The 15,293-nt window shown below is 64.7% G+C and carries 13 protein-coding genes; 1 reads left to right on the top strand and 12 read right to left on the bottom strand.

Features of this window, described 5'->3' with window-relative positions:
• Window positions 1-21 precede the first annotated feature (21 nt).
• The 12 genes from SE92_RS12330 to SE92_RS36630 form a co-directional block, all read right to left on the bottom strand.
• On the bottom strand, window positions 22-1,398 hold the full coding sequence (locus SE92_RS12330) for a cation-efflux pump (protein WP_063195943.1): 1,377 nt from the start codon (window positions 1,396-1,398) through the stop codon (window positions 22-24).
• A gap of 120 nt (window positions 1,399-1,518) precedes the next feature.
• Window positions 1,519-2,487: a zinc-binding dehydrogenase gene (locus tag SE92_RS12325; RefSeq protein ID WP_063195942.1), complete on the bottom strand. Its 969-nt coding sequence runs from the start codon at window positions 2,485-2,487 to the stop codon at window positions 1,519-1,521.
• A gap of 25 nt (window positions 2,488-2,512) precedes the next feature.
• The gene (locus tag SE92_RS12320; RefSeq protein WP_063195941.1) at window positions 2,513-3,508 is read right to left on the bottom strand and encodes an NAD(P)H-dependent flavin oxidoreductase; all 996 of its coding nucleotides are present in this window, start codon (window positions 3,506-3,508) and stop codon (window positions 2,513-2,515) included.
• 1,123 nt (window positions 3,509-4,631) lie between these two features.
• A complete protein-coding gene (locus SE92_RS12315) occupies window positions 4,632-5,282 on the bottom strand; it encodes a hypothetical protein (RefSeq protein WP_063195940.1) in 651 nt (216 codons plus the stop codon).
• 49 nt (window positions 5,283-5,331) lie between these two features.
• Window positions 5,332-5,532 carry a hypothetical protein gene (locus tag SE92_RS12310; protein WP_049820038.1) on the bottom strand — a complete coding sequence of 67 codons (201 nt, stop codon included), beginning with the start codon at window positions 5,530-5,532 and terminating at the stop codon, window positions 5,332-5,334.
• Window positions 5,533-5,715: 183 nt separating this feature from the next.
• Window positions 5,716-7,122, bottom strand: a complete 1,407-nt coding sequence (locus tag SE92_RS12305; RefSeq protein ID WP_063195939.1) for a coiled-coil domain-containing protein — start codon at window positions 7,120-7,122, stop codon at window positions 5,716-5,718.
• 630 nt (window positions 7,123-7,752) lie between these two features.
• Window positions 7,753-8,538 (bottom strand): fumarylacetoacetate hydrolase family protein, encoded by a 786-nt coding sequence (locus SE92_RS12300; RefSeq protein WP_063195938.1) that lies wholly within the window; start codon window positions 8,536-8,538, stop codon window positions 7,753-7,755.
• Window positions 8,538-9,557 (bottom strand): 2-dehydropantoate 2-reductase, encoded by a 1,020-nt coding sequence (locus tag SE92_RS12295; protein ID WP_063195937.1) that lies wholly within the window; start codon window positions 9,555-9,557, stop codon window positions 8,538-8,540. Before SE92_RS12295 ends, SE92_RS12300 begins: the two co-directional genes overlap by 1 nt.
• A gap of 106 nt (window positions 9,558-9,663) precedes the next feature.
• The gene (locus SE92_RS12290) at window positions 9,664-10,092 is read right to left on the bottom strand and encodes a CBS domain-containing protein (RefSeq protein WP_063195936.1); all 429 of its coding nucleotides are present in this window, start codon (window positions 10,090-10,092) and stop codon (window positions 9,664-9,666) included.
• A 177-nt stretch (window positions 10,093-10,269) separates the two neighbouring features.
• The gene (gene oxlT, locus SE92_RS12285; RefSeq protein WP_063195935.1) at window positions 10,270-11,592 is read right to left on the bottom strand and encodes an oxalate/formate MFS antiporter; all 1,323 of its coding nucleotides are present in this window, start codon (window positions 11,590-11,592) and stop codon (window positions 10,270-10,272) included.
• Window positions 11,593-11,852: 260 nt separating this feature from the next.
• Window positions 11,853-13,142, bottom strand: a complete 1,290-nt coding sequence (gene oxlT, locus SE92_RS12280; protein WP_063195934.1) for an oxalate/formate MFS antiporter — start codon at window positions 13,140-13,142, stop codon at window positions 11,853-11,855.
• A gap of 244 nt (window positions 13,143-13,386) precedes the next feature.
• Window positions 13,387-13,524, bottom strand: coding sequence for a hypothetical protein (locus SE92_RS36630; protein ID WP_194388353.1), 138 nt, complete (start codon window positions 13,522-13,524; stop codon window positions 13,387-13,389).
• Window positions 13,525-13,846: 322 nt separating this feature from the next.
• Here SE92_RS36630 and SE92_RS12275 point away from each other — a divergent pair, with 322 nt between their 5' ends.
• Complete coding sequence (locus SE92_RS12275; protein WP_063195933.1) at window positions 13,847-15,178, top strand: Hsp70 family protein; 1,332 nt, start codon at window positions 13,847-13,849, stop codon at window positions 15,176-15,178.
• Window positions 15,179-15,293: the final 115 nt, after the last annotated feature.

The raw sequence follows: 15,293 nt of genomic DNA, 5'->3' as shown, positions 1-15,293 counted from the left end.
GTCTTCGTCGCGTGCGCCGCGTCAGGCGCGCGGCGGCTCGGCGTGACTGATGACGCGCTTCACGCTCGGGAACGCGCGCCGCAGCGCCCGCTCGATCGCGTCGACATGCTCGTGCACCTTGATCACGCTCATCGACGGCGTGGCGCGGCAGTGGAAGTTGACGATCTCGCCGGCATCGGTGTTGCGGACGCGGACATTATGAATGTCGTGGATCTCGCCGCCGCCAGCGGCATATTCCGTCAACGCGTCGGCGATGGTCCGAACCCTTTCCGGCGTGGCATCGACCCCGAACGGCAATTCCGGTTCCAACGGCTCAATATGGACGTCGACCTCGACGTCCTCGCCGAACTCCTCCTGGATGTTGCGCTCCAGCGTGTTGGCGACGTCATGGGCGGCGTCGAGCTGCATTCCGCCATCGACCTCGAGGTCGATGCTGACGATCAGCTTGCCACCGAGGTCGTGCACCGTGACGTGGTGGATGGCGAGGCCCGAATTGCGCGCGATCACCATGATGCGGTCGCGGACGGTCTCGTTGTCGCGCGCGACCGGGACAGGAGTGAAGGAGAGGTCGGCATCGCCGAATGCCTGCTCGACGGCGGCGTGCGCCTTGCGCTTGATCTCCTCGACGCGGTCGATCGGATAGGTCCGCGGCACTTTTGCGATGGTGTCGATGAAGGTGGTGGCACCGACCATGCGGACCCGCAACCGCTCGACGTCGATCACGCCGGGCACGCTGCGGATCGCCGCCGTGGCCTTTTCCTGCGCGCCCTCGGGAGCGCGGTCGACCAGGGTCTGCACGGTCGAGCCGGCCATGCGCAGGCCGAGCAGGGCGATCATCACGGCGACCGCGCCGGCCGCGGCGGCATCGCCCCACCAGAAGCCGAGGCCGGCGAGGATCAGGCCCACGATCACGGCGAACGAGCCCATCACGTCGGAGGCGAAATGCAGCGCGTCGGCCGCGAGCGCCTGGCTCCGCGTCTCGCGCGCGGCGCGGTGCAGGGCGCGGGCGCGCCAGAGATTGACGAGAATGTCGATCACCAGCACCACGAAGGGCACGGCCGAGATGGTCGGCGGCGGGGTTCCCTCGCGCAGCCGGCTGTAGGACTCGACCAGGATGCCGCCGGCGAGCACGTAGAGCAGGGCGGTGACGCCGAGCGCCGAGATGCTCTCGAGCTTGCCGTGGCCGTAATGGTGCTCGTCGTCCGCCGGCTTGTCGGACACCCGCACCACGGCCCAGGTGATGATGGTCGCGACCAGGTCGATCGAGGAATGCAGCGCCTCGGAGATCAGCGCCAGCGAGCCGATCGCGATCCCGACCGCGAATTTGGCCGCCGCCATGCCGCCGCTGGCGAAGATCGAGATCGCGGCGACCGAGGTTTTGTCGTGCTGGGAGGTCATGGCGGGGATTTAGCAGCCTCCCGGTGAACATCAAGCGACGATCCACAGGGTTAGTCGCGAGTGAGTTGCAGGAGCGGGAGAGGAATGCGCGGTCGCTCTCGTCGTCCCCGTCACCGCTTCTTACAACGTCACCACGATCTTCCCCAGATGCTTGTTCGCCTCCATGTGCTCGAACGCCTGGTCGATCTGGTCGAACGCAAACACCTTGTCGATCGGCAACTGCAGTTTTCGCGATTCCACCGCGCCCCAGATGTCCTTGCGAACCTCCTCGAAGATCTCGCGGACCTCCTCGATGGTGCGGGTGCGGAAGGTGACGCCGACATAGTCGATGCGGCGGGCGGCATGCAGGTCGAAGTTGAAATCGGCGTGGGTGCCGCCGAGTCGGCCGACATTGACGATGCGGCCCTTCACCTTGGTCGCCGCGAGGTTCTGATTGGCGACCTTGCCCGAGACCTGGTCGACGATGAGGTCGACGCCTTCGCCGTTCGTGGCCTTCAACACCTCGTCGACCCATTTGGGATCGGAGCTGTCGACCGCGAGGTCCGCGCCGTAGTCCTTCAGCCGGCCGCGCCTGGTGGCATCGGTCGACGAGCCGACCACGAGCTTGGCGCCCTTGAGCCGCGCGATCTGCATCGCCATCAGACCGACGCCGGAGCTGGCGCCCTGGATCAGCACGCTCTGGCCCGCCTGCACGCCGCCGATTGTGACGACGGCGTTGTGCATGGTCGCGAGCGCGACGGGCAGGGTGGCCGCTTCCTCGAAATTCATGTTGGAGGGCGTGCGGAACAGCCGGCCGTGGTCGGCCAGCGTGTACTCCGCGAACGCCGCGCCGCCCGAGCCCATGATGCGGTCGCCGACCTTGACGCCCTTGGCATCCGGACCGAGCTCGGCGACTTCGCCGGCCCATTCCATCCCGAGCACGGCACCGACGCCGCCGGCCGCGCCGTGGGCGTGACCCCTGCGCATGCCGGTGTCGGCGCGGTTGAGGCCGCAGGCGCGGACCTTGACCAGCACTTGCGTGCCTTTCGGCTTTGGTTGAGCGACCTCGGAAATCCGAGCGCCTTCAGGACCGTAGACATAGGCTTTCATGAATTGCTCTCGCCTCTTGCAGTGATTATTCCGCGGCTTCGCGCTGCGGCTGAACGATCATGCCCTCCAGCCGGCTGCGAATGATCGCCTCGGCTTCGCGCACGATGCGGGAGATCAGCTCGGCGCAGCTCGGGATGTCCTGGATCAGGCCCTGCACCTGGCCGGCCGACCAGATGCCTTCGTCGGAATTGCCCGTCGCGTAGACCATCTTGCCGCGTGCGCCCGCGACGAGCTCGCGGATGTCCTCGAACTTGGCGCCTTCCTTCTCCATCGCGACGACCTTGGTCGAGATCTCGTTCCTGGCGACGCGCGAGGTGTTGCGCATGGTGCGGAAGATCAGCTCGGTCTCGCGCTCGTCATTGGCGACGATCTTCTCCTTGATGAGCTGGTGGATCGGGCTCTCCTTGGTGGCCATGAAGCGGGTGCCCATGTTGATGCCCTCGGCGCCCAGCGCCAGTGCGGCGACGAGGCCGCGGGCGTCGGCGAAGCCGCCGGAGGCGATTATCGGGATCTTGATCTTGTTGGCGGCGGCCGGGATCAGGATCAGGCCGGGCGTGTCGTCCTCGCCGGGATGGCCGGCGCATTCGAAGCCGTCGATCGAGATGGCGTCGACGCCCATGCGCTCGGCCGAGAGCGCGTGGCGGACGCTGGTGCATTTGTGCACAACCTTGACGCCGTGTTTCTTGAACTCGTCGACATGCTCCTGCGGCTTGTTGCCGGCGGTCTCGACCACCGTGATGCCGGCTTCGATGATGGCGGCGCGGTATTCGGCATAAGGCGGCGGCTTGATGGCGGGCAGGATGGTGAGGTTGACGCCGAACGGCTTGTCGGTGAGGTCGCGGCAGCGCGCGATCTCCTTGGTCAGGTCCTCCGGCGTCGGCTGGGTCAGCGCCGTGATGAAGCCGAGAGCGCCCGCGTTGGCGACGGCGGCAACCAGCTCGGCACGCCCGACCCATTGCATGCCACCCTGGACGATCGGGTGCTCGACGCCGACGAGTTCAGTGAAGCGTGTTTGCAGCATGATGTGTTTCCCCCTGGGGTGGCCCGCAGGCTCTGTTGTCGGTTGATGGCGCAAGGATGCCGCCGGGGTGGGGAAAAGTCTATCAGCGGGACGTGCGACAGGGGCGGGGCGATCATGCGGGGATGAGGAGGATTCCGTGGCGCGGACAATCCTGGAGGCTTGTGTCCCGCACGCGCTGCAACGTCCTTCACGTTGCGGCGCAGAGCCGGGACCCATGTTCAGCGAGGGCTCCGAAAGATGGGCCCCGGCTCTGCAGCGCACCGTCGAAGGGACGCTGCGCTGCGTCCGGGACACGGATAATCTCGATCGATTTTTCAAACAATGGACACACCTTCTCGCTCTCGCGGCTCATCTCGCCCGAGCTTTGCTTCGTCGCGTCGCCCTTATCGGGACAAGGGCGCAGGGAAGGCCGGGCGCCGGCGGCACCCGCGATCCGTGCGCGAAAAGATGCACACGGGGTGGACCACAGGTGTGCCGGTCGCCCGGCCTTCCCTGCGCGATGGTTTACGGCGTACTTCGCGCTCTCCTCGGGGAGCATTGCACTATTGCCCCCGTCGCCTTGCGGATGATCGATGCGCGGACCGGTCGGCCACCGCATCACCGCAAGCCTTGACGCCAGAACCTCGGGCGTCGGGACCACACGACTTGACCGTCCGCGCACGTCTTCGCTGGGAATCCGAGGGGTGGCGTGTGCTCGCCCCCGAAACCATGCGAAGACGCTGTCAGCGCCGTGTCGTGTGCGCCAAAGGGCGATTGCTCACGGTGTCCCGCCCTGCAATGCCCCTCGCGCCGACGCCGTCGCGTCCATCGCTGCCCAGCCCGCGGTTCGTGACGATCGCGATCCGCCCCTTGTCTCGGGCCAGGGTGGGTCGCTTGTACGACAAATCCGAATTTCGGTAAAGTGGAATATTTTGAGTAGCGGGACTTGACAGCCGGGGTGCAAGAATTGTGCAGGGTGTTTTGCCCGACGGGCGAGCGGAAGCACCGCCACACCTAACACTGTCATGCCCCGGCTTGACCGGGGCATCCAGTACGCTGCGGCTTGTCGGTTCCTGCCTTGCTGTCTCTGGAATACTGGATTGCCCGCCTTCGCGGGCAATGACACCGCGTGTGGAGAGAGCCGCTACTCCGCCGACAGCCGCACCATCTGGCGGCCGCCGTTCATTTCCTTGAGGCGGTTGACGAAGTTTTCCGGGCGCTGCCAGCGGTTGGGGACCTCGAGGCCCATGAACTCGGCGATGTCGCCGATGAAGCCGGTGCAGTTCATGGTCTCGGCATTCCACACCGGCGAGTTCGCCTGCTTCTGCTTGATGTAGGCGAACACGCGCTTGGCGTCGGCCTCGTTCAGATAAACCCGGTAGCTCGCGGTCAGATATTCCGGATCGAGATCGCCGTAGCTCGCGCCGGTCTCCGACGGCACGAAAGTGATGTGGCCGAGCACATAGGCGAGCGTGTCGCCGGCCGGCGTCAGCCCTGCGACCTCGACAGCCTTCTCACTGGTCTTGCCGTACCAGATGAAGGCGTGACCCCAGCTCGCGGCGGTGCGGGCGCGGAAGTCGACGTAATAAGGACCTTTCTCCGCGCGCGCGACGGAGCGCCGCGTCGATTGCGGCGCCGGCCGCGACGTGGAGTCGGTCGTGGCAAGCGCATTGGCTTCGGCAACGCGCTTGTTCGCTTCGTGGGCCGAGGCCGAGGGCGTCGTACACGCAATCATCGCCGCGAGTGCGAACCCGGCAAGGATGCAGGGTCCCGATCGATCAGGTTTGTTCGTCACGCTGTGCCCCTCGACTGTCGGCCGCTTAACGCTGGTCTTGCGCGGCCCGTCAGTAGCGCGCGGCGACCGGGCCCGGCGCCTTGCCGATCGGGGCCTTTCCAACCGGGCTCTTGCCAATCGGCATCTTGCCGATCGGGGCCTGCTCAGAATAGACCGGCACGGGCTGGCGGCGCGGCAGATCCGCAGCGTTCGCAGCCGTCACCAGAGCAAGCGTGGCACCGAGAGCAATTACAATCTTCTTCACAGTGATACCCCTAGAAGGTTTGGCCCAAACACGGCCATGCCGTGCCCCCAGACACGCCTCACAAAAAGGCGTCCGAATGCGACCAAGTTGCGGCGCGCGCGGGGCATGTCAGCGGCATATCTCTGGCGCGCGGAGATGTGATGTGTCTGGATGTTTCGGAGAGGCGCTCTGCCCATCCTAAGCAACGCCTCATCCGATCCGGTTCAGGCTGTTCCTGATCGTCGCGAAGATGCCGCCGATGTCCTTGCGCAAGGCGTCGAGCGCGTTGAAATTGTCGAAGACGCGGGCAAGGCGGTCTTCGACTTCGCGCTTGCTTTTCGTCAGCGCGTCGACGCGCGAGGCCAGCGTCTCCTCGCCATTCGCCTCGATCTCGCTGACGGTCTTGGCGAGGAGATCCCGCGTCGCGCCGACGTCCGCGATCATGGCTTCGATGCCGAACACGGGGGCCTTGAGCGGGACGAGGTCGGCCTGCGACTTCGACAGCTCGGTTTTGAAGGTGTTCAGTGTCGCCAAGGTCTCCTGTAGCGCGCCGAGGCGCTGGCGGGACTGCAGGACGAAATCGTTCAGCGCGTTTTGTCGCGCTGCCAGAGTCTTGCCGTCGGGGTCGGTCTCGACGTCGGCGAGCGAGCGTTCGAGCTGGGCCTGGCGTTGGCCGAGCTCCTCGAAATCGAGCCGAATGGTTTTCAGGATGTTGAAGCTGTCGTCGATGCGGGCGAGGCGCTGCTCGATCTCGATCTTGTTCTTCGACAGCGTCTCGACGCGGGCCAGAAGCGGCGTCTCGCCAAGGGTCTCGAGCTCGTCGATGCTCTTGGCGAGGCGGTCGTGGCTGAGGCTGAGCTCGCCGATCAGGGCGTTGATACCGGCATCCGTTGATCGCAGCGGCACAAGCTCGGCGTGGGATTTCGCCAGATCCTCCTTGTACTGATTCAGGGTCGCAAATGTCTCCTGGACCGCATTCACCCGTCCCAGCAGCGCCGACACGTCGCGCGCGATGTCGCGCTGCCGGTCGGCGAGGTTGTTCTTGCGGTCGTCGGTCTCGAGGTCGTGCAGCGAGCGTTCGAGCTGGTTCTGGCGATCGCGGATCTCGGTGAACACAGGCTCGACCGCGCGGCGCTGATCGGCGACCTTGCCGACCATCTCGCGCAGTGCCTGCTGGCGGCGGCGGATCTCGGCGAGCTGGTCGTGCATGTCGGTGGATTCGTTGCGGCCCTGCTGCAGCAGCGCGCGCTGCTCGATCTCGCCGAGCTTGTCGTGGAGGGCGGAGACCGCTTCCCGGGGATCGCTCTCGATCAAATGCTGGACGGTGGCGTCGAGATGGTTCTGCAGGGCGTGGGCGACGACGACGTCCTCGCGGGTCTTCTTGAGGCGGTCGCGCAGCGTCTTCAGGCTGCGGTCCTGGCGTGAGAGTCGCCAGGCGGAAGCGCCGATCAGGGTCAGCGTCCCCGCCAGGATCGCGCCGACAGTGATGCGTTGCGGCATGGGAAGCCCCGCGAACCAGGCGGGCAGATGGGCAATGTCGTAACCAAACGCCTGCTGGGCGAGAAACGCGATGACGGCCAGCAGCACCAACCAGGCAACCAGGAAAAACAGCCACATCGTGAATTCCTCACGCCGGCACACATTTTCGCCATGATTGCTATTGGAGAGCCGAACACCGCGCAAGGGGCTGTCGGAGGTGCATGATGCCTCAGGACGCGCGATCCACCGCTGATTGAGGGAAAGAGGGCACGGCGGATGCCGGTTCTTCCCGCAGCGGTGGGTCTCCGCCCCGGAATGACGGAGCGAGCATTTCTGCAGCCCGGATAGGCGCATGCGGGAGCATCGCGCGGGACCCGGACTACGCTACATTCTACGCAGACTTCGTTACTCGCCTCAGCCGCCGACGCGCCGCGGAGCGCTCATTTGCCGAGGAAGCTCGCGCGTATCTTGTCGGCGAACCAGACGACGAAGATCGCGCCGAATGCGAGCGCAAAGTACAGAGCCGTCCACAAAAGTGCATTATTAGCATTTGTCATGGCGTCCTCCCTGGCATGAGACATCGGTGTCTTGCCGGAAAGGATAGTGGCGGCGGGGACGGCGTGATTTGCGCAGGATCAATTTTGCCGCACTGCGGCGACGATGGCGATAGCCTGTAGCCCGCATGGAGCGAAGCGCAATCCGGGACCTGTGCATGACGATGGACTGCCCCGGATTACGCTTCGCTCCATCCGGGCTACGGCATCGCAGCTACAGCCGAAATTCGTTGGTGAGCTCGCCGATGCCGTCGATTGCCACCGTGACAATATTCACCGGCTCCTTCATCACGCCGACGCCGACCGAGGTGCCGACGGCAATGAGGTCGCCGGCGAGCAGGGTCATGTCGTGCGAGATCTTGCTCACCAGTTGCTGCGCCGAGAAGATCATGTCGGAGATCGGGTAGTTCTGCCGCTCGGCGCCGTTGAGGATGGTGCGGACCGTGAGTTTCGCCGGATCGAGGCCGGTTGCAATGACGGGGCCGAACGGGCCGTAATCGTCGATGCCCTTGGCGCGGGCCCATTGCGGGAAGGTGGGGTCGCTGGTCAGGATGTCGTTGGCGGTGATGTCGTTGACGCAGGTGTAGCCGAAGATGAAGCTGTCGGCTTCATCAGGCGAGACCCGCGCGCAGGTCTTGCCGATGACGATGCCGAGCTCGCCTTCATAGGTGGTCTTGCCGTCGTAGTAGGAGGGCCGGCGGATCACCGCGCCCGGCGTCGTGATGGTGGTGGTGGCCTTGAGCAGATAGAGCGGCTCCGGCGGCTCGGGCTGGTTCAGCTTGGCCGCGAGCGCGTGAAAATTGTTCCAGAGCGCGACGATCTTGCTCGGCGTACACGGCGCCAGCAGCTCGACCTCCGACAGCGCCAGGCTCTTGCCGGTCGCGGCGTTGCGGCCGAACATCTCGCCTTCATGCACGCTGATACCCGACGACGTCAGTGTCCCGAAACCGGTCGTGCCGGCATGGCGGAAGCGCAGCCATTTCTTCACTTCGGTCGTCATCACGCCACCGCCAATGCACGCGGATCTGCAGGCGTCGAGACGCCGTCATAGAGGCCGGCAATGCGGGCGCGCTGCGTCACCATCGCCAGCACCGAGTCGAGTGCCGGCGTGGCGATGCCGGTGAGGCGGCCCATCTCCTGCACGACGGTGACAAGCGGGTCGATCTCCATGGGGCGGCCTCGCTCGAGATCCTGCAGCATCGAGGTCTTGTGGGCGCCGACCTTGCGGGCGCCTTCGATGCGGCGCTCGACATCGACGCGAAACTTGACCCCGAAGGTCTCGGCGATCGCCTGCGTTTCCACCATGATCGCGCGCGACAGCGAGCGCGTCGCCGGATCGGTGCAGATCACGTCGAGTGTTGCGTGCGTGAGTGCGCTGATCGGGTTGAAGCAGACATTGCCCCACAGCTTCAGCCAGATCTCGTCGCGGATGCGGTCGAGCACCGGGGCCTTCAGCCCCGCGGCGACGAACAGCTCGGCGAGGCGCGTGACATCCGAGGTGATCTCGCCGGAGGGCTCGCCGAGCGGGAAATTGTTGCCGTAGACGTGGCGGATCACGCCGGGCGCCTCGATCTCGGTGGCGGGATAGACGATGCAGCCGATGGCGCGCTCGGCGCCGATCTCGCGCCACTGCCGCCCGCCGGGGTCGATGCTCTCCAGCGTCGCGTTCTCGTATTGGCCGCCGTGCTTGTAGAAGTACCAATAGGGGATGCCGTTGACGGCGGTGACGATGCGGGTGTGCGGCCCGAGCAGCGGCTGCATTTTCTCGATTACACCGGTGATCGAATGCGCCTTCAACGTGATGATGATGGTGTCCTGCACGCCGAGCTCGGTGGGATCGTCGGTGCAGCGCGGATGCACGGTGTGCTGCTCCTCGCCCGTGAGCAGCGTCAGGCCGCGTTCGCGCATCGCGGCAAGGTGGGCGCCGCGTGCGATGAGGCTGACATCGGCGCCAGCGCGCGCGAGCTGAACCCCGAGATATCCGCCGATCGCGCCGGCGCCATAGATGCAGATCTTCATGAAGTCCTCGCGAAGGAGCCGAAGCCGGAATTTGGGACGAAAGATCCGGTCCGGCTCGGAAGGATCCGAGCCGGGGCCGGTCGTCGCAGGGGAAGGGTCGTATGGTTCAGGCGGCTGCTTGCGGCTTGCCGTTGAGGGCCTCATCCATGGCAGCTGCGATGTCGCGCATGCTGATGACGGAGACGAGGCTGTAATCGTCGATGACCGGTAAATGGCGGATGTGATGAATGTTCATCAGGTGCCGGACCTGTTCGATCGTGTCGCTCGAGGTGCAGGACACCAATTGCTGCACCGAGACGAGCTGCGAGACCTTGACGTTGACGGCGTTGGCGCCGTGCTCGGCGACGGCGCGCACCACGTCGCGCTCGGTGAACATGCCGACCGCGGTGTTGCCCTCGGAGCGGACCACGTCCTTCACCACCAGTGCGCTGATGTTGTTGGCGCGCATCAGCTTGGCGGCGATGCCTACCGTTTCGTTCATTCGCACCGTGACAACGCGCGGCGTCTTCTTGCGCAGAATGTCTCCGACCAGCATTGCAACCTCCCTCATGTGAATGTTGAGGGAAGTGTGGTATACATAATGCCAATCGTCAAGCGCTGGTTTGGCTGATCCGAAAAATCTTGCGACAGCGATACTGACGTTTGTCGTCGAGACACAAAGAAAGGGACGCATCGCTGCGCCCCTTTCAAACTCCTGCGATGTCGGTGGCGGCTAGGCCGTCTCGGTTTTGGCGCTGCCGGTTGCAGTGGCCTCGCTCTCGGCTTCCTTGCCGAGGATGAAGGAGCGGCGCAGCGGCTTGATCACGAACAGCGCCATCAGCGCCGCCGTCGCGTTCAAGGCCACGGCGACCACGAACACGGCCTTCCAGCCATAGGCCGCCGAGATCACGCTGGCGAGCGGGACCAGCAGCGAGGCGGTGCCTTTGGCGGTGTAGAGCATGCCGTTGTTGGTGGTTGCGAATTTCGAGCCGAACGTGTCGCCGCAGGTCGCGGGGAACAGCGAATAGATCTCGCCGAACACGCCGAAGTAAATCGCGGTTGCCAGCACGAAGACGACGGGGATGTGCCCGTAGGCCGACAGCGTTAGCAGCATCAACGCCGCCGTGCCGAAGGCGATGAACATGGTGTTCTCGCGGCCGATCGTGTCGGAGACGAAGCCGAAGAAAGGACGTCCAAACCCGTCGAAGATGCGGTCCAGCGAGATCGCGAAGGTCAGCGCCGCCATCTGGAAGCCGGCGAGCGTCACCGGCGTGTCGGCGATCTTGAAGTCGTGCGCGATCGGGGCGATCTGTGCCGCCGTCATCAGGCCGCCCGAGGCGACCATGACGAAGACGAGGTACATCACCCAGAAAATAGGGGTGCGCAGCACCTGCGGCGGGGTGAAGTCGATCTTGGTCTGCGGCAGATTGAGCTGCTTCTTCTTCGGCGGGATCGACAGCCGCGGCGGCTGGATGAAGAAGGCGAGCAGGAACACGATCACGCCCTGGCCGATGCCGAAGGTGAGGAAAGCGTGCTGATAGCCGCTCGTTGCGATCATGCTCGCGATCGGCACGATGGTGAGCGCGGCACCGGCGCCGAAGCCGGCAGCGGTGGCGCCGGCGGCGAGGCCGCGGCGATCCGGAAACCATTTCAGCGCGTTGCCGACGCAGGTGCCGTACACCGCGCCTGCGCCCATGCCGCCGATGATCGCGGCGGCGTAGAGCAGGGTGAGCGAGTCGGCGTATGAGTTGAGGATCCAGGACAGCGCGATCATCACGCCGCCGAACATGATGACGATGCGCGGGCCGTATTTGTCGACGAACCAGGCCTCGACCGGCACCAGCCAGGTCTCGGTGACGACGAAGATGGTGAAAGCGAGCTGGATCGCGGCGCGGCCCCAATGATGGGCCGCATCGATGGGATCGACAAACAGCGTCCAGCCATATTGCAGGTTGGCGATCATCGCCATGCAGACGATGCCCATGGCGAGCTGGAGCCAACGGAAACCGGTGCGAAGAGGCGCGGCCGTGACGGCGCCGTCCGTGCTGGAAATCATCAAGAACCTCCCAACGCGCTGATTGATTGCGGCCTGGGATTGCAAGATGACCCAGTGTCGCAAATATTGTGGCTTATCGTCGCAAGCGCGATGGGCAGCTTGGTATACCATATTCCAGAAAGCAAGTCCTAACTGCGGCGGATTGTCACAAATTCTCCGGTTCCATTTCGGTCGGGATGGGCCTTCCACGACTTCGCAAAAACGAAAACGCCCGGCCGAAAGGCCGGGCGTTTCTTTGGTGAAGAGTTGTGGGAAGCGCGTCAGGCGACGGTCGATTTCGAGACCACGACCTTGCGCCAGGGCTTGAGCACCGCGATCGCCAGCAGCGAGGCCAGGATGTTGGCGCCCGCCGCGATGATGAAGACGCTGTCCCAGGTCCCCGACGATTGCTGCATGTAGTTGGCGATCGGGACCAGCAGCGCGGCCGTGCCCTTGGCCGTGTACAGCAGGCCGGCATTGGTGGTCGCGAACTTGGCGCCGAACGTGTCGGTGCAGGTCGAGGGGAATAGCGAGTAGATCTCACCCCAGGCGAAGAACACGAAGCCCGAGAGCAGCACGAACCAGATCGGATCGTGACCCCAGAGGTAGAGCATCCAGATGCCGAACCCTTCCATGCCGAAGGCGATGAACATGGTGTTCTCGCGGCCGATCATGTCGGAGATCCAGCCGAAGAACGGACGGGTCAGGCCGTTGAGCACGCGGTCGATCGTCGCCGCGAAGGTCACCGCCGTCATCGTCACCGCCATCAGCGTGACCGGCACGTTGTCGACCTTCCAGTCGGCGGCGATCGGCTTCAGGTTCGCCGTCACCATCAGGCCGCCGGCGCCGACGATCACGAACATGAAGTACATCAGCCAGAAGATCGGCTGACGCAGCACTTCGGTCGGCTGGTAGTTGCGCCGGGTCTGCAGCAGATTGGCGTTCGCCACGACGTTCGGCACCTGGCCCGCTTTCGGCGCGAGCAGGAAGAAGGCGAGGATGCAGATGATGAGGCCTTGTCCCAGGCCGAAATAGAGGAAGGTGGTCTGGAAGCCGGAGTCCTTGATCATGGCCTGGATCGGCGCGACGGTGAGCGCAGAGCCTGCACCGAAGCCTGCGGCCGTGATGCCCGCGGCAAGGCCGCGCTTGTCCGGAAACCACTTCAGCGCGTTGCCGACGCAGGTGCCGTAGACGCCGCCGGCGCCGATGCCCGCGACGATCATGCCGAGGTAATAACCGTTGAGCGTGGTGGCCTGCGCGTTGATCGCCCAACCGATGGCGCAGAGCACGCCGCCGACCAGCACGACGAGGCGCGGACCGTATTTGTCGACGAACCATCCTTCGATCGGCACCAGCCAGGTCTCGAACAGCACGAACAGCGTGAAGGCCCATTGGATCGAGGCGCGATCCCAGCCGAATTTCTTCTGGATGTCGGGGACGAAGAACGTCCAGCCATATTGGTAGTTGGCGATCATCACCATCGCGCCTACACCGATCGCCAATTGCGCCCAGCGATACGTGTCGCTAACGCGCGCGGTTGTAGGGGCGGTTGTCTGCACCATGTCCGTCATAAAGCCTCCCGTGGCGCCTCTAATTTTTCTGCGAGCGCTGGAGGGGCATTCTTGTATGCATTATGCCAAGCTTCAAGCGCTGGTCCGGTCACCGTGCGCAAATGTCGCAGCCTTGTTCAGCGGCAACTCTGACTCGGAGCAGCACAAGTAGAAATGGCCCCGTCTTGCGGGGCCATTCACCAAAAGTAGCATGTGGATCTTTCTGAAACCGTCGCGCTGCGCGGCAGCGCGGGAAAGTAACGGCTTACAGGCCGAAACGCGGCAGATCGCCGTTATGGTTGGAAATCTCGGCGCTCGCCATCAGAAAGCTGTCGATCGCGGCCATCAGGCGGGCGAACAGCGAGGCGGAGGGGGCGAGAGCAACGGAAGCGGTCTTGGACATTGGAATTCCCTTTCTCGAGACGATCGGTCTTGCGTCTCCTGTCGAAGGGCAATCTATGTATACCAGATGCCAGCGTCTACGCATTTGTTTGCATGGCAGCATGGAATTCACCGCATTGCAGCATAACGTCGGGTTAATGCGGCCGATCCGGGCTTAAAGTGGCCGGTCTTGAAAGAAAAGCTGGCGGAATCGTCCCGTCCGAAGCGGAATCTCGTTGCAATGGACGCCAGGTTCCGGCCGCACTGCAGCGGACAGGCTTGGCAGGATCAGTCAAAGCGGCTAGTGGTCCGCCCCCTTATCCAATCAACCGTCAGAGTGGTTCATGTCGAGCGCCTCGCCCGCCGTCTCGATCGGCATCGATTTTGGGACCAGCAATACGGTCGTAGCCCTTGCGGCGGACGATCGCCGTGTCGAGGCCATCCGCTTCGAGCACGGCGGCCAGCGCCACAGCACCTATGTCTCGGCGCTGTGCTTCTGGGAGGACCGGCCGGGCGCGGGTGCCCAGGCCGAAGGCGGACCATGGGCGATCGAGACGTTCCTCGAAGGCCGCCACGTCTACCGCTTCCTGCAGTCGTTCAAGGCGTTTGCGGCCAGCAGCAGCTTCAACACCACGCAGGTGTTCCGGCAGCGCTTCAAGTTCGAGGACATCCTGGCGGCGTTTCTGCGGACATTGGCGCGCCATGGCGGCGAGAAGTTCGGCTTCGAGACCTCGACCATCACGGTCGGCCGCCCGGTGCGCTTCGCCGGCGGCAATCCCGACGAGGCGCTGGCGATGCAACGCTACCGCGCGGCGTTCGAGCGCCTGGGTGCCGGCCACGCGCGCTACGTCTACGAGCCCGTCGGTGCGGCATTCTCCTTTGCCCGAAGGCTGGAGCGCGATGCCACCGTGCTGGTCGCCGATTTCGGCGGCGGCACCAGCGATTTCTCCGTGATGCGCTTTTCGCGCGCCGGCGGGCATCTGCGCGCCGAACCGCTCGGCCACGCCGGCATCGGCATCGCCGGCGACACGTTCGACTACCGCATCGTCGATCACGTGGTCTCGCCGCGGCTTGGCAAAGGCTCCAGCTTCCGCTCCTTCGACAAGGTGCTGCCGATCCCCAGCGGTCATTACACCAACCTGGCGCGCTGGCATCAGCTGGCGATGATGAAGAGCAATGGCGATCTGCGCGAGCTTCGCGAACTCGCTCGCACCGCGTTGAAGCCGGAGCAGCTCGAGGATTTCATCACCATCGTCGATCTCGACCTCGGCTTTTCGCTGTACCGCGCGGTGTCCGATGCCAAGGTCGCGCTGTCGGCGCAGGACGAGGTCGACTTCCGCTTCAAGGGCGGCGGTGTCGACATCGGCGCGGCCATCACGCGCAAGAAATTCGAGTCCTGGATTGCCGACGATGTCGCCCGGTTGGGCGCCACCGTCGACAAGGTGCTGGCTGAAGCCGGCATCACCGCGCGCGAGGTGGAGAAGGTGTTCCTGACCGGCGGCACCTCGTTCGTGCCGGCGGTGAGAAAGCTGTTCGCCCAGCGGTTCGGCAACGAGCGGCTGATGTCGGGCGACCAATTCGAGTCGATCGCTTACGGCCTTGCGCTGATCGGGCACAGTCCGGATCCGGATCGCTGGACGGTGGGCGGCGGGATCGAGGCGAAGGCGGGCGGGTAGCGCGAGATGCCGTCTTGACGGCTATCCTTGGAGACGCCCCCCTGAAGCGGGCGTCTCGAAGGGCAAAGCGCGGGCCGTTTGGGCTGCTACTGATTGATCTCGGGCTCGACCAGCT

The sequence above is a fragment of the Bradyrhizobium sp. AT1 genome (genome assembly GCF_001590795.1).
In the GTDB taxonomy this organism is placed as follows: Bacteria; Pseudomonadota; Alphaproteobacteria; order Rhizobiales; family Xanthobacteraceae; genus Bradyrhizobium.
This window is presented reverse-complemented; position numbering and strand designations above follow the sequence as displayed.